Raw genomic sequence first — 22,360 nt, forward strand, 5'->3', positions numbered from 1 at the left:
ACGCGCCCTGAATGACCCCGCGCCCGAACAGCAGCACCACGCAACGCAACGTACCGTCAACGCCAACAACGAGAGGAATGCCATGACACACCGAACTCACAAGCCGGGCCAGCAACGCCGCGCCGTCATGCAGTGGATCGGCGGTGCTTCCGCCCTCGGAGCGCTGACTCCGTTGCTGCCCGCCGGCGCACAGACCACCAATGCCGCGAGCCCCAATGCGACCACGGCCACGGCTGCGGCGAACACAGCAGTCGTCGGCAACGCACCGGCGCCACGGTTCGCCTACGTCGGCACCTACACCAGTGGCGCACCGGGCGGCACTGCGGGCGGGCCTGCGTCGAAGGGCATCCATGTGCTGGCCATTGGTGAGGGTGCGTGGGCACCCGTGCAAACGGTCACGAGTGCCAATCCCTCGTTTCTCGCGGTGCATCCCAGCCAACGATTTTTGTACGCCATCAACGAGATCGACAGCTACCAGGGGCTGCCCACCGGCACCGCCGAGGCGTATGCCATCGATGCGCGCGATGGCCGGCTGACGCTGTTGAATCGGCAACCGCTGTCGCTGTCGGGCGTCACGCCGGCGCACCTGGCCGTGTCGCCCGATGGGCGCGCGCTCGCCGTCGCGCTGTATGGCGGCGGGGCGTACAACGTGCTGCCCATCGAGGCCGACGGCAAGCTCGGGAAAGTCTCGGGCATCGAAAAGGAAACCGGCTCCGGGCCCGATGCACAGCGGCAGGAATCGCCGCATCCGCACATGGTGCTGTTCGATGCTTCGGGCCAGCACCTGCTGGCCACCGACCTTGGCACCGACCGCATCAACGTCTTCACGCTCGCCGATGGCAAGCTGGCATTGCACGGGCGCACGGCGGTGTCGCCCGGCAGCGGACCGCGGCACCTGGCGTTGCATCCGTCGCAACGCTTCGTGTACCTGGTGAACGAACTCGATGCCACCGTGGCCTGCTTCGGCTACGACGCGGCGAGCGGCAAGCTCGGGGAACAACGCCAGCGCATCTCGACCGTGCCGGAAGGCTTCAGCGGGCAGAAGAACGCGGCGGCGCTGGTGATGCATCCGTCAGGGCAATTTCTCTATGCGAGCAATCGGCGGTTGCAGTCGGAGCATCCGCTGGCCGACAGCATTGCCGCTTTCCGCATCGATGCCGGCAACGGTGCGCTGACACCGCTGCAGCACTGGAGCGAAGGCTTGCGCTTCCCGCGCGCGTTGGCCGTGGCGCCCAACGGCGGCCACCTCTACGCGCTCAGCCAGAAGGGCGACAGCATCCTGCGCCTGCGCATCGACGCCACCACCGGCAAGCTGGACCAGCCGGTGCAGGTGGCGCAGGTACCGACACCGGTGTGCCTGGTGTTCGCCTGAGCAAGCTGCATCGCTCGGCCGCGACCGGCCGGGGACACTCAACGCCCCGGCCCCGGCTTTGCCGCCGCGTCAGTTCATTCGCTGCAACTGCACGTCGTTGACGGCCACGCTGCCCGAGGCCTTCGGGAAACGGAGCGTCACCTGCCGGATGTGCCCGGTGTCGACGTTGCGCAGCGTGAACGCCTTGAGCGGTATCGCCACCATGTTCAGCAGCGGCCTCGTGACGCCGGTGCCGGCATAGATGGCGTCTTCCGGTGCATCGACCAGCGGGATGGTTCCGTTCCGTTTGCGCGCGATGCCGTAGAGCGCATCGGTGAAATCGCTGCCCGTCACCGTGGCCGAGCGGCCTTGCGTGTCGGTCATCGATACCTCCACCTCTTGGCCGATCGACGCCACCACGGCAATACGGAAACTCAAGGTGTCGAAACCGCTTGCCGACAGATCGCCCGTGTTGACCTGCATGGTGGCACCCGCGTTGCTCCATTGCAGTTGAGCCTGGTCGGTGATGGACCAGATCAACTGCTGACCCGCCGGGAGGTAGCTCAGATAGGCATAGTTGTCGCCAGGCGCGTACAAGGATTGCGCAGACAGGCCCGTGGCCGTATTCGTGCACGAAGCAGGTCTGCTGCTGGGGACGCCGTACGCGGGCAAATCAAGGCCAAGCGCCAGAAACCGGCATTGGATCGCCTGCTGAAACCCGTCGAACGTGGAAGAAAGACCGAGCGGGTTGTTCGCGGCGCTGTCCGCATTGCGGAAATCCTGCAGCAGCTTGCGATTGGCCGCGGGCTGATGGATGGTCATGACCACGCGCTCGTCGCAACTGCTTTCACCCGCAAGGCAACCCGCTGTGGGAATGGGCGCCTGTCCCTTCCAGTAAGGTGCGTACTGGACTTCATCGCCCACGAAGTAGCGCATGAATGACTCGATCAGGAAAGCGCCGTTGCGTCGCTGATCCGGCGCGGACATGCGCAGCGTTTCGATCAGTCCGGGCTTGTTGCAGTAGAGCGAAGCATTCTTGGACGCGGCGTCGTCGGTCTCCGCCCAATAGCTGTTGTAGAAGTTGTGATTGGCGCCCCGGACGGCAAGCTGGAACTTGGGTGCGACGTCATCCGGCGCGGTGTAGCGGCTGTCGTCGAAGATCTGGGCACCCGGCAAGTTGTAGACGTCGCCATCGCACATGGGCAGCAAGGTCGCGAATGGCACCTGGGTCGCGCCCGACAGGCGCTTCACGTCGATTGGTGCCAGCGAAAACACGCCGCGTATCTTGTGCGGCGCCTCGGTGCTGGAAGGCAGCACGATGCCCGACTGCAACAGGGCATCCGGCGAATCCACCGTTGTGAGCCATTGCGTGCTTGCGCTGTTGATGGGCTTGAGTGGAACGGCCGTCGCCTGCGCAGCCCGCAAACGGACCTCGACCGCATCCAACGCCGCTGTCTGGGCATCGAGCACGGCCTGGGCGTCGCTGGCCGGGCCTTGCAGGTCCTGCACGGCCTGCGTGAGAGTGGCAATGACGGACTCCGATGCCGTCGGCACCTGCGCTTTCGCATTCTTCAGGGCGTCCTTCGCGGCCTTGAGCCTTGCGGCCGCGGCAGTGGCGGGGACTCTGGCAGCGTCTACCGCTGCCTTGGCTTTCGCCTGGTCGGCCTTCGCCAGCGAAACCCCCAGGCGAAGTGCACGTGTCGCTTGCACATCCTGAAAGCTGATGCCGATGCGCTGCCTGTTCAACTCCACCGCATAGGCCACTGCTTCGGCGCCGCGCGAGTGCCCCACGATGCCCACGCGATCGAGGTCCAGCTTGCCCTTCAGTTCAGTGCGCTCGACACCATTGAAGATCCCGGTGGCATTGCCCGCACGCAGGATGTCGAGTGTCGTCATGAGCAACTGGCCACGGGCCAGCGCGCCGCCATCGGAGGCATTGCTGTTGTTCAGGCCATTGATTTTTCCCGCATCGATGGACACCGCGACATAGCCGTTTTCCGCCAGGTCGCGTTGCAGGTAGTCGTAGCCCTTGGCATTGTTGAGGTCGCTCGCGTCATGCATGCCATGCAGGAACACCACCACCGGAAAACCACCGGATGGCGACAGCTGTACCTTCGATGCGCCGCCCGACTCGACCGGCCCGTTGGGATAGCGCACGGTGCCACGCAACGGCACGGTGTAGATCACGTCCTTGTACTGCGCGTCGGCAACGACGGTCGTTCCGAGGTTGTAGACGATCTGGTCCGACGCCACGAAGCTGCCTTTCTCGCCGAAGGGCACGGTGCGCGAAAAACGCGTGAGCACCGAGGGATCTTCGGGCACCGGCATCACCGGGACAGGCTCGGCCGGACCTGCGGAATCGGTGGGGCCGTCCGGGGGCGCCACTGCCATGGGCGTTGTCGGAACAAGGGGCAGTGCGCCGCCACCGCCACCGCCGCCGCCACCTCCACACCCGGTTAACAAGACGGAAACAAAGAACAACGCGCACGACTGCCGTGCGCGCTTCGCACCCTGAAACTTCATTTTTCTCTCCCTGACTCAGACATGAACCAGAGCTTGCCGATCGCGCAGCGAAAGGCGGGCCCTGCCGGATGTCCACATGCTCGGGAGTGCGTGCGCGAAGGACCGCGCCGGGTGTTGCCCCCGGTCGTCGGTTCATGTGCCCCTCCCTCACAAGAGACGGGAGCGGCCTTGCAGTATTTGTGCCCGGAGAGGTCGACCCCGTTCAGCGCCCGCGCGTGAGCATCCGGCCCGCGCGCGCCAGCACCTTCGCCTCGGCCGCATCGGTGCTGCCGCCGCCCCGGTAGGCCCGCACGCCGTTCACGAACACATGCTCCACGCCCAGGCTCACGCCGTGCGGCTTGTCGTACGTGGCTGTGTCGGCGATGGTCTCGGGGTCGAACACCACCACGTCGGCCATGGTGCCGGCGCGCAGCAGGCCGCGGTCGGCAATGCGCAGGTTGCGGGCGGTCATGCCGGTCATCTTGTGCACAGCCTGCTCCAGCGTGAACAGCTTGCGCTGGCGCCAGTAGCGCGCGAACACGCGGGGGAACGCACCCCACAGGCGCGGATGCGGATGGCGGTCGTGCGGCAGGCCGTCGCTGCCGATCATGGTGAGCGGGTGCGCAATGACGCGCTCCACGTCTTCTTCCTGCATCTGGAAATAGCAGGCGCCGCCGGGCTTCAGGCGCAGGCAGGCCTCCTGCTCGGTGGTGCCCCACTCGCGCGCGATGTCGGAGACCAGGCGGCCGGTCATCTCGGGGTGCGGGTCGGACCAGGTCAGCAGCACGTCGATGACACCATCGACGAGGTCTTCGCGCAGCACGGTGGAGCCGGCGACGTAGGGGTACACGTCCATCGCGATTTCCTGGCGCTTGGCCAGGGCCTCGATCAGCGGCAGCGTCTCTTTCGTGCGGCCCCAGTTGGCGGGGCCTGCGCATTTGTGGTGCGAAATGACGAGCGGCACGCCGGCGTTGAAGGCCGAGTCGCCGGCCTCGTGCAGCGCCTCGATGATCTGCTGCATCTCGCTGCGCAAATGCGTGGCATACACGCCGCCGTGGCGCGCCACCACGCGAGCCAGCGCGGTCACTTCCTCGGCCGGCGCGGCAAAGGCTTCTTCATAGAACAGGCCCGACGACATGCCGTGCGCGCCATCGGCCATGCAGCTGTCGAGCAGCGCTTCCATGCGCGCGAGTTCGTCGCCGCTCGCGGGCCGGTCGAGCGCGTCCATGGCGGCGAAGCGCAGCGTGGTGTGGCCGACCAGCGCGGCCACGTTCAGCGCGGGTTGGGTCGCATCGACGGCGGCGCGGTACTCGGCCATGGTCGCGTGCCTGAACGACTCGGCACCGAGCAGCGTGAGCGGCGGCTTCGACTGCGGCGTGCGGTATGGCGCGAGCGAAATGCCGCAGTTGCCCGTCACCACGGTGGTGATGCCCTGCGACACCTTGGGCAGGCACCACGGGTCGCGCAGCACGATGGCGTCGTCGTGCGTGTGGGCGTCGATGAAGCCGGGCGCAATGACCTTGCCCCGGCAATCGACCACCTCGACATCGGCCAGCGCCAGGCCTTCGGGCAGGCGCTCGCGCAGGCCCGCGCCGAGCGCGAGGATGCGGTCGCCCCGCAGCAACACGTCGCCGGGCCACGAGGGGCCGCCCGAGCCATCGACCACGAGGCCGACTTCGAGCAATACGGCCTGCGCAGCAGCTTTCTGCTCGCTCACGATGCGCGCCCTCCTTTTTCGTCGTTGATGCCGCCGCCGTCCCAGCTTTGCAGCGGGTGCGTGGTGGCATCGATGCCGTGGCGCTGGAAGGCTTCGCGGGCGCGCTGCAGGCGCTGCACCGCAGGCTCGCCGCGGCGCTGGGCCACGAGCACGGTGAGAATTTCGATGGCGGTGAGGTGCGTGAGGTAGGCGTCGATGCCCACGTGCATCACCGCGTCGTCGGGCACCGACAGGCCGAGCAGGAAGTCGGCCTTGGCAGCCAGCGCCGTGCCGGGCCGCGTGAGCGCGACCACCTTGGCGCCCTGCCCGCGCGCGATGTCCACCGCATCGAGCAACGAGGGCATGCCGCCGACGTGCGAGATGGCAATGACCACGCCGCCGGGCCGCTGCGCCGCGCCGGCCACCTGCTGCAGGTGGTAGTCGGCCCAGGCGTTGGCCGACAGCCCGAGCCGGAACAGCCGCGCCTGCAGGTCGTTGGCCATGAACCACGAGGTGGCACCCGCGCCGTACAGGTCGACGTGCGGCGCGGCCGCGATGGCGGCCACGGCACCGTCGAGCACCTGCATGTCGAGCTGGCCGCGCACGCCCGAGACCGAGGCGGCGGCGCTGCGCGCGATCTTGCCGACCACTTCGTCGGCCGCGTCCTCGATGTTGACGCGGCGGTGCAGCGGCGAGCCGCCGAGCGCCAGCTCCTGCGCCAGCGCGAGCTTGAACTCGCGCAGCCCGGCAAAGCCGAGGTCGCGGCAGGTGCGCATGATGGTCGGCACCGAGCTGCGCGAACGCTCGGCCAGCTGCTCGAAGCTTTCTTCGAGCACGCGGTCGGGGTCTTCCAGGATCAGGTCGAGAATCGCGCGCCGCGTCGCCGGGGCGCTGCTGCGGATCTCCGCGATTTTCTGAAGCAGTGAGGGGGTCATCGGTGCGGGTTCAGAAATGCATGGCGACGGCGTCGCTCACGCGGTAGTCCTGTTCGACCACGGGCATCCAGTGCCACTTATCGAAGGTGGTGCAGGGGTGCGAAATGCCCAGGCCGACGCGCTCGCCGACCACCGGGGCCTGTGCTTCCTCGCTCGCGTCCCAGCGCAGGTAGGCGTGCTGGTCGTTCAGCGCGGTGATCTTCCAGCCGGCGGGCACGGCCTGCGGCTGCAACGCGCCGCGTGCCGCGCGGGCGATCGGCATGGGCATCGACAGGTCGAAGGAAATGTCGCGCTTGCCCACCGCAAGAATCGCCAGGCCGGGCTCGGGGCGCGATTGCACGGTGGCCCAGACTTCCATGGCCGGCGTCAGGCCTTCGCCGCAGTCGCAGCCCAGGCGCTGGTCGACTGCATTCACCATGCGCTTGTAGAAGCCGTGGTCGTGCGTGACGTAGCAGCCCGAACGCAGCAGGCCGCGCACCGGCGCACCCAATGCAGGCTTCAAGCGCCCGGCCACGAGGTCGAAGATGGCCGAGCCACCGGCCGAGACCAGCACTTCGTCGGTCTCGAACAGCTTGTTCGTGTCGCAGTGGCGCGCCACGGCTTCCACGCGGTCCATCAGCGTGTTGGCGTAGGCGGTGTCGGGCTCGCTGGCACCGGTGGCGCCCTGCCCTTCGTAGGTCTCGATGCCCACCAGCTTGACGGCCTTGCTGGCGCGCAGCCGGGTGGCCAGCGCGATGGCTTCGTCGTGCGTGCGGCAGCCGGTGCGCGCGCCCTCGACGCCGATCTCGATCATCACGTCGAAGGGCACGCTGGCGGGGTGGCGCGCCGACCAGTCTTCTATGAGCGCCAGCTGCGCCAGCGAATCGACCAGGAACACGATGCGCAGGTCGGCATGCGCGCGCAACAGCATCTGGATGCCGGCCAGGTCTTCGTCGCTCACCACCTGGTTGGCGATGAGCGCGCGGCGCGCACCGGCAGCCACGCCCACGGCCAGCTGCGTGACGGTGGCAAAGGTCAGGCCCCATGCGCCGGCGTCGAGCTGGCGCCTGAAGAGCTGCGGCGACATCGTCGTCTTGCCGTGCGGCGCCAGGTCGATGCCCCATTCGCGCACGCGCGCCTGCATCCATGCCAGGTTGTGCTCGAGCGCCTCGCGCTTGAGGATGGCCAGCGGCAGCGGCAAGTCACCGGCCAGCACGTTCCATCCGGCCGCGCCGATCTCGCTGCGGCGGCGCGGCGGCTGGGTGCGCGGGTAGCCCTTGAAATTGCTGCCCAGCAACGGGTCCTGGAAGTCCTTGGTGGCGGTGTCGGTCATGGTCATGCGGCAATGTTGGAGAGCAGTTCTTTGCGGATGCAGGCGCTGTAGTGTCCTGCTGAAATTTCTTCGAGCGGCGGCACAGTCTGCGCGCACACGTCGATGGCATGCGGGCAGCGGGTGCGGAACACGCAGCCCGAAGGCGGGGAAATGGGGCTGGGAATGTCGCCCTTGAGCGCAATGCGCTCGGTCGCCATTTCGGGGTCGGGCTTGGGGCTGGCGGCCAGCAGCGCCTGGGTGTAGGGGTGCAGCGGGCGCGCGAACAGCTCGTCGGTGGTGGCGACTTCCATCACCTTGCCCAGGTAGAGCACCACCACGCGGTCGCACAGGTACTCGACCACGTCGAGGTCGTGCGAGATGAAGAGCATGGTCAGGCCCAGGCGCTCGCGCAGGTCGGCCAGCAGGTTGATGACCTGCGATTGAATGGACACGTCGAGCGCCGACAGCGGCTCGTCGGCCACGATGAACTCGGGCTCGACCGCCAGCGCGCGCGCCACACCGATGCGCTGGCGCTGCCCGCCCGAGAACTCGTGCGGAAAGCGGCTCGCATGCTCGGCGCGCAGGCCCACGGTTTCGAGCAGCTCGGCAATGCGCTTGTCGCGCGCCGCCGCGCCCTTGTGCAGCCCGTGCGTGGCCAGCGCTTCGCCCAGGATGGCGCTGATGCGCATCTTGGGGTTCAGGCTGGCGTACGGGTCTTGAAAAATGATCTGCAGCTTGCTGCGCAGCTTGCGCATGCGCTCGCCCGAGAGCGCGCCGATGTCTTCGCCGCGGTAGAGCACCTGCCCTTCGGTGCGCTCGACCAGCCGCAGCACGGTGCGGCCGATGGTGCTCTTGCCCGAGCCCGATTCGCCGACCAGGCCCAGCGTTTCGCCGGGCTGGATGGCGAACGACACGTCGTCGACCGCGCGCACCGGACGGTCGCTGCTGCCGAAGTATTTCTTGAGTCCGCGGACTTCGATGAGGGGAACGGCGGTGGTCATCGTGGGTGTTGTGTATTGGCCCCTTCTCCCGCTTGCGGGAGAAGGCGGGGGATGAGGGTGCTCGCGAAGGCAGCGGGGGTCGCCCTCACCCCAGCCCTCTCCCGCAAGCGGGAGAGGGGGCAAGACGTGGGAGGCGTGCGGGTCATGCCGCCCTCGCGAAAGCGGAAGCAGCTTGCGCCGGCTGCACGCGAATGCAGCGCGCCTGGCGGCCATGGTGCGTCTCGATCAGCGGCGGCATCGCGGCGCTGCATCCGGGCAGCGCCTGGTCGCAGCGCGGCTCGAATGCGCAGCCGGGCGGCGGTGCAAGCGGGCTCGACACCTGTCCGCGAATCGCGAACAGCCGCTTGGGCTTCGGCTGCCCTGGCAGCCGCGCCTTGCCGGGCAGGCAGGCCAGCAGGCCCTGCGTGTACGGATGCTCGGGCTGCGCGAACAGCGGCCGCACCGGCGCGCTCTCGACCACGCGGCCGGCATACAGCACCACCACGTCGTCGGCATGGTGCGCGACCACGCCGAGGTTGTGCGTGATGAAGAGAATGCTCATGCCCGTCTCGGCCTGCAGCCGGCGCATCAGCTCGAGAATCTGCGCCTGAATGGTCACGTCGAGCGCGGTGGTCGGCTCGTCGGCAATCAGCAGCGTCGGGTCGCAGGCCATGGCCAGCGCGATCATCACGCGCTGGCGCATGCCGCCCGACAGCTGGTGCGGGTACTCGTGAATGCGCTGCGCGGCGGCCGGAATCTCGACCAGCTCCAGCATGCGCAACGCATGGGCCAGCGCCGACTTGCGGTCGAGCCCCTTGTGCAGCCGCACGCTTTCGGCAATCTGCTCGCCGATGGTGAACACGGGGTTCAGGCTGGTCATCGGCTCCTGGAAGATCATCGACAGCTGGTTGCCGCGCAGCGAGCGCATCTCGCGTTCGCCGATCTGAAGCAGGTCGAGCGTCTTGCCTTCGCGGGTCACGAACGATGCGGTGCCGCTGACCTGTGCATTGGCGGTCTTGGGCAGCAGGCGCATCAGCGTGAGGCTGGTGACCGACTTGCCCGAGCCCGACTCGCCCACCAGCGCGGTGGTCTTGCCCGGTTGAATGGAGAAGCTCACGTCGGCCACCGAACGCACGAGGCCGTCTTCGGTGGGGAAACTCGTGCTCAGGTTGCTGACCACGAGACGCCGTGTTTGATGGGCGTTCGTCATCACGAGGTCTTTTTCAGCTTGGGGTCGAGCAGGTCGCGCACGCCGTCGCCCAGCAGTTGCAGCGACAGTGCCGTGAAGATGATGGCGAGCCCCGGGAACAGCACCACCCAGAAGGCCTGGTGCGCGTACTGCTGGCTGCCCGCGACCATGGTGCCCCAGGTCGGGATCTCGGGCGGCACGCCGACACCAAGGAACGACAGGCCGGCTTCGGCCAGGATGGCGTAGGCGAAGATGAACGACACCTGCACCAGGATCGGCGACATCAGGTTCGGCAATATGTGCCGCCACAAGATGCGCGAGGTGCGCACGCCCAGCGCGCGCACGGCCTCGACGAACAGCAGTTCGCGCACCACCAGCGTCGACGCCCGCACCACCCGCGCCACGCGCGGCGTGTAGACCAGCACCAGCGCCAGCACGGTGTTGATGAGCGAGGGCCCAAGAATGGCCACCAGCGCGATGGCCAGCAAGATGTCCGGGAAGGACATCATCGCGTCGACCACGCGCATCAGCGGCGTGTCGAGACGGCGGAAGAAGCCGGCCATCAGGCCCAGCACGGTGCCGGCAATGACCGAGCCCAGCGCGGTGAGCGCGGCAATGGCCAGCGAGTAGCGCGCGCCGTGCACGATGCGCGAGTACATGTCGCGCCCGAGCTCGTCGGTGCCCAGCAGGTGTTCGGCGCTGGGGGCCTTCAGGCGTTGCAGCACTGCGGTGTCGTTGGGGTCGGCGGAAGCGACCAGCGGCGCGCCGATGGCCATGATGGCGATCACCAGCAGCACCAGGGCGGAGACCATCACGATGCGGCGGTGCATCAGCTGGCGGAGCATTCGTGGCATTTGCATTTTTGTTCTCTTCTTCCCTCAGACCTTCACGCGCGGATCGACGACGGCGTAGAGCAGGTCGATGGAGAAATTGATCAGCACGTAGATCGCCGCAATGACCAGCAGCGCGCCCTGGATCACCGGGTAGTCGCGGCGCAGCACGGCGCTCACCACGAGGTTGCCCACGCCCGGCAGGCCGAACACGGTCTCGGTGATGACGGCGCCGCCGATCATCAGCGCGACCGTGAGGCCGATCACCGTGACGATGGGCACCAGCGCATTGCGCAGCGCATGCTTGAGCACGACCTTGCTTTCGCTCAGGCCCTTGGAGCGCGCGGTGCGCACGTAGTCTTCGCCCAGCACGTCGAGCATCGAGGCCCGCGTGAAGCGGATGATGAGCGCCGAGTTCAACAGGCCCAGCACGGCAGCGGGCAGCACCAGCGAGTGCAGCCGCTCGGCCAGCGCCGCATCGGGCGCGCCATAGCCCGACACCGGGAACCAGCCGAAGGACACGGCGAATATCTGGATCAGCACGATGCCGAGCCAGAAGCTCGGAACGCTGGCGCCCAGCATCGCGATGCCGGTGAACAGCTGGTCGACCACGCGCCCGCGGAACACGGCCGAGACGATGCCGCACGGCACGCCGATCAGCGCGGCGATGGCCACGGCCATCAGCGCGAGCAGCGTGGTGGGCTCGGCGCGCTCCCACAGCGCCTGCGTCACCGGGCGCTGCAGGAAGATCGAGGTGCCGAGGTTGCCCTGCAGCACTTCGCGCAGCCAGTAGCCGAACTGCACGGGCAACGGTTTGTCGAGCCCGTACTCTTTCTGAACGCGGGCGATGTCGGCTGCGGTGGCCTGGTCGCCCAGCAGCACCGAAACCGGGTCGCCCGAGGCCGCGCGCGTGAGCACGAAGACGAGCACCGCCACGATGGCGAGCACCACGAGCATGCCGCCCGCGCGCGAGGCGATATAGCGAAGCGAAGAACTTTTCATCACACGGAGAATTCAATGGCCGCGGCGCTGCCCACCGCCACGTACTGGCCGGTGAACCTGACGTCGCCGCCCTGCACGCGGAACACCGTCACGTTGTCGCCCTGCTTGTTGTGGCACACATAGAGAAACTTGCCGCTGGGGTCGAGCGTGCAGCTGCGCGGGTAGTTGCCGCGCGTCCACTCTTCGCGCACCAGCGTGGGCGCGCCGGTGCGTGCATCGACCTTGAAGATCGAGATCGAATCGTGCAGGCGGTTCAGCGACACGAAGTGCCGGCCGTCGGGCAGCATGCGAATGCCCGAGGCATAGCTGGTGCCCTTGAAGCCCGCCGGCAGCGCCGAGGTTTCACTCACCAGCGTCAGCACGCCGGTGGCGCCGTCGTAGCGCATGAAGGCAATGGTCGACGCCTCTTCGTTCACCAGGTAGAGCCACTTGCCGTTCGGATGAAAGACGAAATGGCGCGCGCCCGAGCTTTCAGAAACGGCGACCGTGCTCGGCTGGCTCAGCACGCCGGTGGCGCGGTCGAAGCGGTACGAGATCACGCGGTCGAGCCCCAGGTCGGCCACCAGCACGAAGTTGCCGGTGGGGTCGGCATGCACCATGTGCGCGTGCGGGCCGTCGTGGTCGCTGGTGGCAAAGCCTTCGTGCGAGCGGGCCGCGGCCGGCACCACGTCGGCGCCGGGCTTGCACGGCGTGGCACCACAGGCGGCCACGTCCTTGTAGACGACGGCCGCGCGGTCGGCGTCCGGCGTGCCGTCGGCGCGCAACGCGATCACGCTGACGTCGCCGCTGGCGTAGTTGGCGGTGAAGAGAAAGCGGCCATCGGGGTGCACGCTGATGTGGGCCGGGTCCTTGCCGCCGCAGGGCATCTCGGCCACGAACGACAGCGCGCCGTTCGTGCCGATGCGGAAGGCGGAGACCGAACCGGCCTCGAACTCGTTGGCCGCGTACAGCATCGGCAGCTTCGGATGCCGCGCGAGCGATGCGGGGTTGCGCAGCTTGGCATCGCTGCCCGTGCTCGCCACGGCAGGCGGCGCACCGGGAATGGGCTTGAGCGCACCGGTGGCGCTGTCGACCACGAACTGGTGCACGCCCAGGCCGCGCCCGCCGCGCCAGGGCTTGCCGCCATCGGTGTAGGTGCCGACGTAGGCGTACACAGGCCCCGACGTGGCGGCGTGAACGGTAGAGGTCGTGAGACCCAGGGCTCCGAGGCCGGAGGCCAGTGCGCTGGCTTGCAGGAGTTGGCGACGCGATGGCATGGCGGTGGTCCTTGCGCGCTTACTTGATCTTCGCGTTCCAGAAGAACGGCCAGGTGGCGGGCGTGTAGTTGTCCAGCGCCGGGCTCTTGGCCGACAGGCCGTTGAACTTGCCGACGTTGATGTACGGCACTTCGTCATACACGACCTGCTGCACCTTGCCCCACAGCGCGCCGCGCTTGGCCGGGTCGCTCTCGGTGTTGAAGGCGTTCAGCGCCGACTTCTTGGCCGGCGAATCCCACCAGCCGGGCGCGCCATCGCCCAGTTGCGGCGGCGAGAGCATCGGCTCGGGGAACTGGCCCGAATGCGTGACGTAGATGTCCCACAGCTTGGAGTCGTTGCGGCGCTGCACCAGCGTGGCCCAGTCGACCACGTTCAGGTCGACCTTGAAGCCGGCGCGCTTGAGCTGCTCGGCCATCAGCAGCGCCATGTTGTAGTGAAAGTCGTACTGGCGGCTGGTGAGCACGCGGATGGGCTCGCCCTTGTAGCCGGCCTTGGCCGCGGCTTCCTTGGCCTTGGGTGCGTTGCGCTCGTTGTAGAGCGTGGCGCCGGCCGTCGAATAGAACGGCGAGCCCTTGGGGAAGTGGTTGCCTTCGGCCACGAAGAAGCGCGTGTCGCCGAAGCCGGCCGCGAGCATTTCGCCTTCGCCCAGCGCCGACTGGATGGCCTGGCGCACGGCCTGGTTGGCGGCCACGCCTTCCTTGGTGTTGAGCACCAGGTAGGGGAAGCCGAACGACGGCGTCATGATCGGCGCGGTCTTGCCGCCCGACTTTTCCAGGCGCGGCAGGGCCTCGACCGGCAGCAGGTCGGCAAAGTCGTACTGGCCGGCCAGCGCGCCTTCGACGCGCGTGCTGGCGTTGGGCACGGGCACGAAGCGCAGCTCTTCGATGGCCGCTTCGCGCTTGCCGCCGTAGCCGCTGGCCGGCTCCTTGCGCGCGCTGTACTTGTCGAAGCGCGTGAGCAGCACGAACTGGTCGGGGCGGCGTTCCTTGAACTTGTAGGGGCCGGTGCCGACGAAGTCTTTCAGCGGCGAAGCGATCGAGTCCTTGGCCATGATGGCGGCCATGCCGCTGGGCAGTGCGAGCTGCGACAGCAGCGGCGCATAGGGCTCCTTCAGCACGATGTCGATGCCCAGCGGGCCCTTGGCCTTGAGGCTCTCGATTTCCTTGCCCACGGCCTTGCCGCGCGGCGACTGGTCCATCCAGCGCTGCAGGCTGGCCACCACGTCGTCGGCCGTGAGCTCGCGGCCGTTGTGCAGCATCACGCCCTTGCGCAGGGTGATGGCGTAGGTCTTGCCGTCGGCCGAGATCTTCGGCATGCCTTCGGCCAGCATCGGCACCACGTTCCACTTGCCGTCGAAGGTGTAGAGCGTTTCGTACACGTGCTGCATGATGGTTCCGACCAGGTCGGCCGTGGAGGCCATCGGGTCGAGCGTCTGCGGCTCGGCCACCATCGCCAGCGTGGCGAAGTTGCGCGGGCCCTGTGCATGCGCTTGCTGGTGGGGCAGCGCGGCGCACAGCATCGCGAGCAAGGACGCACCCAGCAGGCTGCGCTTGGACAGCTTCGGCAGGCGCTGGACGACAAGACCGGCGTGGGCGGCATTGGGCATGGGGAACTCCTTCATGGGGCGGGCTGGGTTTGTGAAAGAAATTTTCTTTTCGACCCGGACTTTGAAGCAGTATTCATGCCAAATCATCCGTGTTAACCCTTGTTGAAGGGTTAATCTGAAACTAATTTTCAGATTGGATCGATACTCGGCGCTCCCGCCTTCCCTATTTTTCTTCCAACACAGGAGATCTTCCATGCCGCTCGAATACCTCGGCGCCCCGCCCCTTGCTTCCGACCGCCAGGTCCGCCCCTTCTCCCCGGCCGTGCGCGCCGGCGACTTCGTCTATGTGTCGGGACAGGTGCCCGTGAATGCGGAGGGCGAGATCGTGGTGGGCGGCATCGAGGCGCAGACGCGCCAGGTGATGGAAAACCTGAAGAAGGTGCTGGCACTGGCCGGCGCCACGCTCGACGACGTGTGCAAGAGCACCGTGTGGCTGCAGGACGCGCGCGACTTTGGTGCCTTCAACCGCATCTACATGAGCTACTTCGGCGAGAACAAGCCGGCACGCTCGACCACCGAGGCACGGCTGATGGTCGATGCGAAGGTCGAGATCGACGTGGTGGCGTACAAGCCCAAGGCCTGATCAGGCCTGCTGCAGTTCAGTCTTGCGCTGGATGATGCGCGAGACCAGCCCGTACGCCACCGCCTCCTGGGCCGACAGCCAGCGGTCGCGCTCGATGTCGGCCAGCACCACTTCCAGCGCCTTGCCGGTTTCGCGCGCGATCTCGTGCGCGATGCGCAGGCGGGCCTTGATGATTTCCTGCGCCTGGATGGCGATGTCGGTCGCCTGGCCGCCCGCGCCGCCGCTGGGCTGGTGAATCAAAAAGCGCGTGTTGGGCAGGCACACGCGGCGCTCGCGCGGCGCGGCAAGAAACAGGTGCGTGGCGGCGCTGCCGACCCAGCCGGTGCCGATCATGTTCACCGGCGCACCGATGAAACGCACGATGTCGTGAATGGCATCGCCCGACTCCAGGTGGCCGCCCGGCGAGCTCACGAGGATGTCGATGGGCGCCTGGCTGTCGGCGTCGAGTGCGATGAGCCGGCGCGTCACGTCGGCGGCCACGCTGTCGGTGATGCTGCCGAAGATCAGCAGCGTGCGCGATTTGAAGGCTTTCTCTTCCAGGTAGGAGTTGCGCGGCTCGGCGGTGGCCGCGGGCTTGGTGTCGTCGTCGTTTTCCATCGAGAACATGGGCTGCATGAAGAAAGCTCCTGTGGGTTGAACTGTCTTGACGAACAAGCCCACAGTTTCGTGACATTGCCTGCGCTGTGGCAAGCTGCGCCGATGCTCGATGAACGCTATCTGTCGCAATTTCCGGCACATCGCGGCCGGCTGGTGCGCGCGGCCATGCGCCTGCTCGGCGGCCGGGCGGAAGCCGAAGACGCGGTGCAGGACACCTACCTGCGCGCGCTCGAATCCGGACGTGATGCGCATGAACTCGATGCGGCCCAGGCCTGGCTGACCACGGTGATGCAGCACCTGGCCATCGACCGGCTCCGGCGGCGCAACTGGATGCAGGCATGGCTGCAGGACGCTGAAACCCGGGATGCCACTTCGCGCGAAGCGCCTTCGGCGGAAGACGACGCGGCGGTGGCCGAATCGACCGCACAGGCGCTGCGCCTGCTGGCCGCCAGGCTGTCGCCGCCCGACGCCGCGGTCGTGCTGCTGCGCGAAGTCTTCGAAGCCAGCTTCAAGGAGATTGCCTCGGCCAGTGGCAAGACCGAATCGACCTGCCGGCAGCAATTGCATCGCGCCCTGCTGCGGCTGCGCCAGGACAAAAGCCCGGACGACGGCCGGAACGATGGCGAATCGGAAGCCAGCTTTCATGTGTACCGGCAGGCGCTGCACGACTGCGATCCGACGCAGTTGTTCGCCATGCTGCGGCAGCCGCCGACGCGGGCCTTCGCCATGTCGGCCCCGGTGGACACAGCCAATGCCGGTGCGCCGCGCGCGGTTTGCCAGGTCATGCAGATCGGCGGCCGGATCGGCCTCGTGCTGACGCTGGGCGGGAAGGTGTTGTGCGTGCTGCCGCTGGAGGCGCGGCAGGCGGAAGAGGCCTTGCCTTCGCGTTAGCCCCTTCGCCCGCTGGGGGAAGGTTGGGATGGGGGCGGCGCGGCAATCGAGGCTGCGCTGCGTTCAATGCCGCGAGCCCCCACCCCGGCCCTCCCCCGGGAGGGGAGGGAGAAACGGGATCAGCCGGCGAGCCGGCCGGCGACGAGTTGCAGCACCCGGTCGCAGCGCTTCGCCAGGTCCTGGTCGTGCGTGACCATCACGAAGGCGGTGCCATGCCGGTGCGCCAGGTCGAGCATCAGTTCGAACACGGTGTCGGCGGTGCTGCGGTCGAGGTTGCCGGTGGGCTCGTCGGCCAGCACGCAGGCCGGCTGCGTGACCAGCGCACGCGCGATCGCCACGCGCTGGCGCTCGCCGCCCGACAGCTCGGCCGGCCGGTGATGCAGGCGCTCGGCCAGGCCCACGCTCGAGAGAATCTTGCTGGCCGCCTGCGCTGCCTGCGCGGGCTCCACGCGCCGGATCTTCAGCGGCATCGCCACGTTGTCGAGCGCGCTGAACTCGGGCAGCAGGTGGTGGAACTGGTAGACGAAACCCAGGTGCTGGTTGCGCAGGCGCCCCTGCTCGGCGGCGTCGGCATGCGCGATGTCCTTGCCGAGCAGTTCGACCTTGCCGGAGGTGGGCGCGTCGAGCCCGCCCATCAGGTGCAGCAGCGTGCTCTTACCGGAGCCCGAGGCACCGACGATGGCCAGCGTTTCGCCGGCGTGCACGTCGAGGTCGACGCCATGCAGCACCGTGAGGTCGAGCCGGCCTTCGTGGAAGCGCTTCGTCAGTCCACGTGCTTTCAGAACGACTTCACTCATAGCGCAGTGCCTCGGCGGGGTTGACGCGGCTGGCGCGCCAGCTCGGGTACAGCGTGGCCAGGAAGGCCAGGACGAGGGAAATGACGGCAATGGGCATGATGTCGCTGCGCTGCGGATCGCTCGGCATCTTGCTGATCAGGTAGATGTCCTTGGGCAAAAAGCTGGCGTGGAAGAGCTGTTCGAGGAAGGGCACGATCACGTCGATGTTGTAGGCAATGCCCAGCCCCAGCAGCAGGCCGGCCACGGTGCCGATCACGCCCACCATGGCGCCTTGCACCACGAAGATGGCCATGATGCTGCGCGGCGAACTGCCGAGCGTGCGCAGGATGGCGATGTCGGCGCGCTTGTCGGTCACCGTCATCACCAGCGTCGACACCAGGTTGAAGGCGGCCACGGCCACAATCAGCGTGAGGATGATGAACATCATGCGTTTCTCGACCTGCACGGCCGCGAACCAGGTCTTGTTCTGGCGTGTCCAGTCGCGGATCAAAAATTCGCCCGGCAGGCTCACGGCCAGTTGGTCGGCAATGTCGCGGGCTTCGTTCAGGTCCTTCAGCTTCAGGCGGATGCCGGTCGGGCCTTCGAGACGGAACACCTTGGCCGCATCCTGCTCGTGCACCATGGCCAGCGCCGAGTCGTACTCGTAGTGGCCCGAATCGAAGGTGCCGACCACGGTGAACTGCTTGAGCCTGGGCACCACGCCGGCCGGCGTGACCTGCCCGCCCGGCGCCACCAGCGTGACCTGGTCGCCGGGCTGCACGAACATCGAGCGCGCCAGCTCGATGCCCAGCACGATGCCGAATTCGCCCGGCACCAGCTTGTCGAAGGTGCCCTTGGAGGCAATGCCGTTGGTGTCGGTGACTTCGGGTTCGAGCTTGGGGTCGATGCCGCGAACGATCGCGCCCTTCATGTCTTCGCCGCGGGCAATCAGCGCCTGCGTGTTGATGAAGGGTGCCGCGCCGATCACCTCGGGGTTCTTGCGCGCCGCGGCCATGATCGGGCCGAGGTCCTGCAGCGCCTGGCCGTCGCGCGAGAAGATCTCGATGTGCGACACCACGCCGAGCATGCGGTCGCGCACCTCTTTCTGGAAGCCGTTCATCACACTGAGCACAATGATCAGCGCCGCCACGCCCAGGGCGATGCCGAGCATCGAGACACCGGAGATGAAGGAGATGAAGCCGTTGCGCCGCGTCGCCCGGCCTGCGCGCGTGTAGCGCCAGCCGAGCTGCAGTTCATAAGGAAGTCGCATAGGGGCGGAATTGTGGCATCACGGATAACCCGGGGGCTTCCGGGACAATAGCGGGATGGCCGAACACCCCCCACGTCACCTGTTGATCCCTTTTGCCGGCCGCGGTTCCCCTGCTTGCCGCGCGGCGCTGCCCACCCTGCGGCTGCCCAACCTCGAAACCCTGCTGCTCCGATTGACCCTGGCGGACACCGACACGCAGGACGAAAGCACGCGCTCGCCTCCGCACGAACGCGCGCTCGCGCAGGCGCTGGGTATTTCCGCCGCCGATGGCTGCATTCCCTGGGCCGCGCTCGAAGCCCGAAAAGCCAACCTGGCCGCGCACGGCGACCGCGAAGGCTGGGGCCTCGTGACGCTGTGCAACTGGCAGGTGGGCATCGACGACGTGGCGCTGGGCGACCCGTCCGCCATCGAGATCGACGCCACCGAGTCGATGGCCCTGCTGGCCGTGGCGCAGCCCTTCTTCGAGGAAGACGGCATCAAGCTGTACCCCTCCGACACGCCGGGCCGCTGGCTCGCATGCGCGCCCATCTTCGACGGGCTGGCCACCGCCTCCATCGACCGCGCGGTGGGCTACCCCATTTCGCAGTGGTCGCCGCTGGGCGACGCGGCGCGGCCGCTGCGCCGCCTGCAAAACGAAATGCAGATGCTGCTCTACACGCAGCGCGTGAACGACGACCGCGCCGCGCGCGGCGTGCCGCCCATCAACTCGTTCTGGCTCAGCGGCACCGGCGTGCTGAAGAACGATGCAGCCCCCACCGCCGCAACGCCCGAGGTCAGCGATGCCCTGCGCATCGCCGCCCTGCGCGACGATGGCGCTGCCTGGGCCGTCGCCTGGCAGGCACTGGACGCCGGCGCCATCGCCGACCTGCTGAGCGACTACACGCGCGGCGCCGACGTGACGCTCACGCTGTGCGGCGACCGCGCCGCGCAGCGCTACACCGTGCAGCAGCGCGGCCTGGCCCGCTGGGCCCGGAGCCTGTTCGACCGCACACGCGCATCCAGCGTGCTGGAGGCCCTGTGAAAATCGTCGCCCGCGACATCCCGCCGCGCACCGTCTGGGCGCTGGAACAGGCCGGCGTGCATCCGCTGCTGGCGCGCCTTTTTGCCGCGCGCGGCGTGCGCGCCAAGGAAGAACTCGACGACGGCCTGGCCCGCCTGCTGCCGCCCGACACATTGCGCGGCACGCACGAAGCCGCCGTGCTCCTGGCCGACGCCATGGCGCTCGACAAGCGCCTGTGCATCGTGGCCGACTACGACTGCGACGGCGCCACCGCCTGCGCGGTCGGTGTGCGCGGCCTGCGGCTGCTGGGCGCGAAGAACGTGAGCTACCTGGTGCCCGATCGCGTGGTCGATGGCTACGGCCTGACGCCGCCGATTGCCGAGCGCGTGGCAGACAGCGGCGCCGACATGCTCATCACCGTCGACAACGGCATCGCCAGCGTCGAGGGCGTCTCGGCCGCCAAGGCGCGCGGCCTGCAGGTGCTGGTGACCGACCACCACCTGCCCGGCCCCGAACTGCCGGTGGCCGACGTGCTGGTGAACCCGAACCAGCCGGGCTGCGAATTCGAGAGCAAGAGCATTGCCGGTGTCGGCGTGATGTTCTACGTGCTGCTGGCGCTGCGCTCCGAGCTGCGCAAGCGCGGCGTGTTCGACGTGGCGACGCAGCCCAAGCTCGACGCGCTGCTGCCGCTCGTTGCACTCGGCACCGTGGCCGACGTGGTGAAGCTCGATGCCAACAACCGCCGGCTGGTGGCGCAGGGCCTGCGCCGCATCCGCGCCGGCGCCATGCCCGCGGGCGTGGCCGCGCTGTTCAAGGCCGCGGGCCGCACCGCGGCGGTGGCCACCACCTTCGACTTCGGCTTTGCACTGGGCCCGCGCATCAACGCGGCCGGCCGGCTGGCCGACATGACGCTGGGCATCGAATGCCTGCTGACCGACGACGCCGGCCGCGCCGACGAACTGGCGCGCATGCTCGACGGCATCAACCGCGAGCGGCGCGACATCGAGGGCGGCATGCGCGACCAGGCGCTGCTGCTGGCCGAGTCGCTGTTCGCCACCGACGGTGAAGGCATCGAAGCCCCGCCGCCGGCCATCAGCGTGTTCGACGCAAACTTCCATGAAGGCGTGGTCGGCATCGTGGCCTCGCGCATCAAGGACCGCTTTCACCGGCCGACCTTCGTCTTCGCGGCGAGCGGTGCACCGGGCAAGGAGCAGGAGCTGAAGGGCTCGGGCCGCTCGATCCCGGGCTTTCACCTGCGCGATGCGCTCGACCTCGTGGCCAAGCGCCACCCGGGCGTGCTGCTGCGCTTCGGCGGCCATGCCATGGCGGCCGGCTGCACCGTGGCACGCGAGCACTTCAAAACCTTCGAGCAGGGGCTGGCACAAGTCGCTGGCGAATGGCTGGCCGCCGCCGCGCTCACGCGCCAGATCGAAACCGACGGGCCCATCGCACGCGAATACATGCGCATCGACCTGGTCGACACGCTGCACAAGGAGGTGTGGGGCCAGGGCTTTGCGCCGCCGACCTTCAGCGAAGAAGTCGAAGTGGTGTCGCAGCGGCTGGTCGGCGAAAAGCACCTGGCGCTCAAGCTGAAGCACCAGGGGCAGCCCATCGATGCGATCTGGTTCAGCCACACCGAGCCGTTGCCGCCCAAGGTGAAGCTGGCGTTCCGGCTCGACGCCGACGAGTGGCAGGGCGTGCGCCGCCTGCGCTTCCTGGTCGAAGGCGCGGAGTTCTAGGTTCTAGGTTCTAGGTTCTGGCAGCCGGCCCGCGCGGGGCCTGTTGCTCAGCGGCCCTGCCCGTGCGCCGCTTCGGCGTCGACGATCTGGTGCAGCACCTTGCCGGGGTCGGTGCGCTCGGCCAGCGCCCGCACCTCTTCGTCCGATTGTGGCGGCAGCTCCATCTTCTGCGCCATGCGCATCACCAGGCGCAGCATGGCCGTCATCTCGCGCTCGTTCAGAAGGTTGATCTGCAGGTCCAGGTGATGCCGGCGCTCGTTCTCTTCGTCGGACATGTTCTGGCTGATGAGGATCATGATCGCCAGCACGATGGCCTCGATGGACACCAGGAACAGCAGGAAGGTGAAGGGGTACGGGTCGATCTTCCACACCCACTGGTTGAGCACGATCCACAGCGCGAACAAACCCAGGTTCCACCACAGGAACGCCACGGTGCCGCAGAAGCGCGACATGCGGGCCACCACCTTGTAGAGCGTCGGCTTGGAGCGGCGGTTGTCTTCTTCCAGCTTCAGGATCGCCTCGATGTTGCGATGCGTCAGGGCTTCGATCGAGGGGTGCCGGTGGTGCCCGTTGTGCTTGTGCTGCCCGTCTTGCCGAAGGGGCGCGGCGGCGGCGGCACCGTTGCCTGTCGGGTTCGGTTCTCGCGTGTCTTTCATCGCTCGGCTCCAGTGCGGGATGGCGGCCACGATGCACGGCGCGCAACGGGCAACGCGTAGGCGCGCGTCGCCGCTCCTTGCAAGCAAACCCGGAATCGAGCGCGCGCCAAGCTTCGGAGATACGATCCGTTACCAGCCTGCCACAAGAACAACGCCGAGACCCCCGCATGCCTTCTTCCTCTTCCCATCGCTCCCTTTCCACGGGCCGCG

The 22,360-nt window shown here is 67.8% G+C and carries 19 protein-coding genes; 5 read left to right on the forward strand and 14 right to left on the reverse strand.

The window, feature by feature from the left end:
• The first annotated feature begins 82 nt into the window (after positions 1–82).
• The gene (locus tag DBV14_RS20000; RefSeq protein ID WP_124461315.1) at positions 83–1,372 is read left to right on the forward strand and encodes a lactonase family protein; all 1,290 of its coding nucleotides are present in this window, start codon (positions 83–85) and stop codon (positions 1,370–1,372) included.
• A 69-nt stretch (positions 1,373–1,441) separates the two neighbouring features.
• Here DBV14_RS20000 and DBV14_RS20005 read toward each other — a convergent pair whose 3' ends face one another.
• The 10 genes from DBV14_RS20005 to DBV14_RS20050 form a co-directional block, all read right to left on the reverse strand.
• Positions 1,442–3,832, reverse strand: coding sequence for a hypothetical protein (locus tag DBV14_RS20005; protein ID WP_124461317.1), 2,391 nt, complete (start codon positions 3,830–3,832; stop codon positions 1,442–1,444).
• A 244-nt stretch (positions 3,833–4,076) separates the two neighbouring features.
• The gene (locus tag DBV14_RS20010; protein ID WP_124461320.1) at positions 4,077–5,570 is read right to left on the reverse strand and encodes an amidohydrolase family protein; all 1,494 of its coding nucleotides are present in this window, start codon (positions 5,568–5,570) and stop codon (positions 4,077–4,079) included.
• On the reverse strand, positions 5,567–6,484 hold the full coding sequence (locus DBV14_RS20015; protein WP_124461322.1) for a MurR/RpiR family transcriptional regulator: 918 nt from the start codon (positions 6,482–6,484) through the stop codon (positions 5,567–5,569). The genes DBV14_RS20010 and DBV14_RS20015 overlap by 4 nt, the downstream gene beginning before the upstream one ends.
• Before the next feature lie 10 nt (positions 6,485–6,494).
• A complete protein-coding gene (locus DBV14_RS20020) occupies positions 6,495–7,796 on the reverse strand; it encodes an amino acid deaminase (RefSeq protein WP_185546073.1) in 1,302 nt (433 codons plus the stop codon).
• A 2-nt stretch (positions 7,797–7,798) separates the two neighbouring features.
• Positions 7,799–8,776 carry an ABC transporter ATP-binding protein gene (locus tag DBV14_RS20025; RefSeq protein ID WP_124461327.1) on the reverse strand — a complete coding sequence of 326 codons (978 nt, stop codon included), beginning with the start codon at positions 8,774–8,776 and terminating at the stop codon, positions 7,799–7,801.
• Positions 8,777–8,918: 142 nt separating this feature from the next.
• The gene (locus tag DBV14_RS20030; RefSeq protein WP_124461329.1) at positions 8,919–9,965 is read right to left on the reverse strand and encodes an ABC transporter ATP-binding protein; all 1,047 of its coding nucleotides are present in this window, start codon (positions 9,963–9,965) and stop codon (positions 8,919–8,921) included.
• Positions 9,965–10,804, reverse strand: a complete 840-nt coding sequence (locus DBV14_RS20035; protein ID WP_124461331.1) for an ABC transporter permease — start codon at positions 10,802–10,804, stop codon at positions 9,965–9,967. The genes DBV14_RS20030 and DBV14_RS20035 overlap by 1 nt, the downstream gene beginning before the upstream one ends.
• Before the next feature lie 18 nt (positions 10,805–10,822).
• Positions 10,823–11,776: an ABC transporter permease gene (locus DBV14_RS20040; protein WP_124461333.1), complete on the reverse strand. Its 954-nt coding sequence runs from the start codon at positions 11,774–11,776 to the stop codon at positions 10,823–10,825.
• Complete coding sequence (locus DBV14_RS20045; RefSeq protein ID WP_124461335.1) at positions 11,776–13,032, reverse strand: lactonase family protein; 1,257 nt, start codon at positions 13,030–13,032, stop codon at positions 11,776–11,778. The genes DBV14_RS20040 and DBV14_RS20045 overlap by 1 nt, the downstream gene beginning before the upstream one ends.
• A gap of 19 nt (positions 13,033–13,051) precedes the next feature.
• A complete protein-coding gene (locus tag DBV14_RS20050; RefSeq protein ID WP_124461337.1) occupies positions 13,052–14,638 on the reverse strand; it encodes an ABC transporter substrate-binding protein in 1,587 nt (528 codons plus the stop codon).
• Positions 14,639–14,831: 193 nt separating this feature from the next.
• Between DBV14_RS20050 and DBV14_RS20055 the strand changes: the two genes are divergently transcribed.
• A complete protein-coding gene (locus DBV14_RS20055) occupies positions 14,832–15,221 on the forward strand; it encodes a RidA family protein (protein WP_124461339.1) in 390 nt (129 codons plus the stop codon).
• Here DBV14_RS20055 and DBV14_RS20060 read toward each other — a convergent pair whose 3' ends face one another.
• Entirely contained in the window at positions 15,222–15,836 is a 615-nt protein-coding gene (locus DBV14_RS20060; protein ID WP_260397140.1) for an ATP-dependent Clp protease proteolytic subunit, read from the reverse strand.
• Positions 15,837–15,887: 51 nt separating this feature from the next.
• Here DBV14_RS20060 and DBV14_RS20065 point away from each other — a divergent pair, with 51 nt between their 5' ends.
• Positions 15,888–16,709: an RNA polymerase sigma factor gene (locus DBV14_RS20065; RefSeq protein WP_260397141.1), complete on the forward strand. Its 822-nt coding sequence runs from the start codon at positions 15,888–15,890 to the stop codon at positions 16,707–16,709.
• A 119-nt stretch (positions 16,710–16,828) separates the two neighbouring features.
• Here the strand turns inward: DBV14_RS20065 and lolD are convergent, their stop codons facing one another.
• Positions 16,829–17,506, reverse strand: coding sequence for a lipoprotein-releasing ABC transporter ATP-binding protein LolD (gene lolD, locus DBV14_RS20070; RefSeq protein WP_124461341.1), 678 nt, complete (start codon positions 17,504–17,506; stop codon positions 16,829–16,831).
• Positions 17,499–18,755, reverse strand: coding sequence for a lipoprotein-releasing ABC transporter permease subunit (locus tag DBV14_RS20075; protein WP_124461343.1), 1,257 nt, complete (start codon positions 18,753–18,755; stop codon positions 17,499–17,501). Before DBV14_RS20075 ends, lolD begins: the two co-directional genes overlap by 8 nt.
• Before the next feature lie 82 nt (positions 18,756–18,837).
• Here DBV14_RS20075 and DBV14_RS20080 point away from each other — a divergent pair, with 82 nt between their 5' ends.
• Both DBV14_RS20080 and recJ read left to right on the forward strand, forming a co-directional pair.
• Complete coding sequence (locus tag DBV14_RS20080) at positions 18,838–19,776, forward strand: hypothetical protein (RefSeq protein WP_260397142.1); 939 nt, start codon at positions 18,838–18,840, stop codon at positions 19,774–19,776.
• Positions 19,773–21,494: a single-stranded-DNA-specific exonuclease RecJ gene (gene recJ / locus DBV14_RS20085; RefSeq protein WP_124461347.1), complete on the forward strand. Its 1,722-nt coding sequence runs from the start codon at positions 19,773–19,775 to the stop codon at positions 21,492–21,494. Before DBV14_RS20080 ends, recJ begins: the two co-directional genes overlap by 4 nt.
• A 47-nt stretch (positions 21,495–21,541) precedes the next feature.
• Here recJ and DBV14_RS20090 read toward each other — a convergent pair whose 3' ends face one another.
• Complete coding sequence (locus tag DBV14_RS20090; protein ID WP_124461349.1) at positions 21,542–22,150, reverse strand: DUF1003 domain-containing protein; 609 nt, start codon at positions 22,148–22,150, stop codon at positions 21,542–21,544.
• Between the last annotated feature and the right edge of the window lie 210 nt (positions 22,151–22,360).

The organism is Variovorax sp. KBW07 (assembly GCF_003852515.1).
Classification (GTDB): domain Bacteria; phylum Pseudomonadota; class Gammaproteobacteria; order Burkholderiales; family Burkholderiaceae_C; genus Variovorax.

Bases quoted from the DNA above. Each gene is read 5' to 3' on its own strand.
- DBV14_RS20055 (WP_124461339.1), top strand. From the start codon at position 14,832: ATGCCGCTCGAATACCTCGGCGCCCCGCCCCTTGCTTCCGACCGCCAG.
- DBV14_RS20035 (WP_124461331.1), bottom strand. From the start codon at position 10,804: ATGCAAATGCCACGAATGCTCCGCCAGCTGATGCACCGCCGCATCGTG.
- DBV14_RS20090 (WP_124461349.1), bottom strand. From the start codon at position 22,150: ATGAAAGACACGCGAGAACCGAACCCGACAGGCAACGGTGCCGCCGCC.
- DBV14_RS20050 (WP_124461337.1), bottom strand. From the start codon at position 14,638: ATGCCCAATGCCGCCCACGCCGGTCTTGTCGTCCAGCGCCTGCCGAAG.
- DBV14_RS20060 (WP_260397140.1), bottom strand. From the start codon at position 15,836: ATGCAGCCCATGTTCTCGATGGAAAACGACGACGACACCAAGCCCGCG.
- DBV14_RS20030 (WP_124461329.1), bottom strand. From the start codon at position 9,965: ATGACGAACGCCCATCAAACACGGCGTCTCGTGGTCAGCAACCTGAGC.
- DBV14_RS20040 (WP_124461333.1), bottom strand. From the start codon at position 11,776: ATGAAAAGTTCTTCGCTTCGCTATATCGCCTCGCGCGCGGGCGGCATG.
- DBV14_RS20045 (WP_124461335.1), bottom strand. From the start codon at position 13,032: ATGCCATCGCGTCGCCAACTCCTGCAAGCCAGCGCACTGGCCTCCGGC.
- DBV14_RS20020 (WP_185546073.1), bottom strand. From the start codon at position 7,796: ATGACCGACACCGCCACCAAGGACTTCCAGGACCCGTTGCTGGGCAGC.
- DBV14_RS20000 (WP_124461315.1), top strand. From the start codon at position 83: ATGACACACCGAACTCACAAGCCGGGCCAGCAACGCCGCGCCGTCATG.
- lolD (WP_124461341.1), bottom strand. From the start codon at position 17,506: ATGAGTGAAGTCGTTCTGAAAGCACGTGGACTGACGAAGCGCTTCCAC.
- DBV14_RS20025 (WP_124461327.1), bottom strand. From the start codon at position 8,776: ATGACCACCGCCGTTCCCCTCATCGAAGTCCGCGGACTCAAGAAATAC.
- DBV14_RS20075 (WP_124461343.1), bottom strand. From the start codon at position 18,755: ATGCGACTTCCTTATGAACTGCAGCTCGGCTGGCGCTACACGCGCGCA.
- DBV14_RS20015 (WP_124461322.1), bottom strand. From the start codon at position 6,484: ATGACCCCCTCACTGCTTCAGAAAATCGCGGAGATCCGCAGCAGCGCC.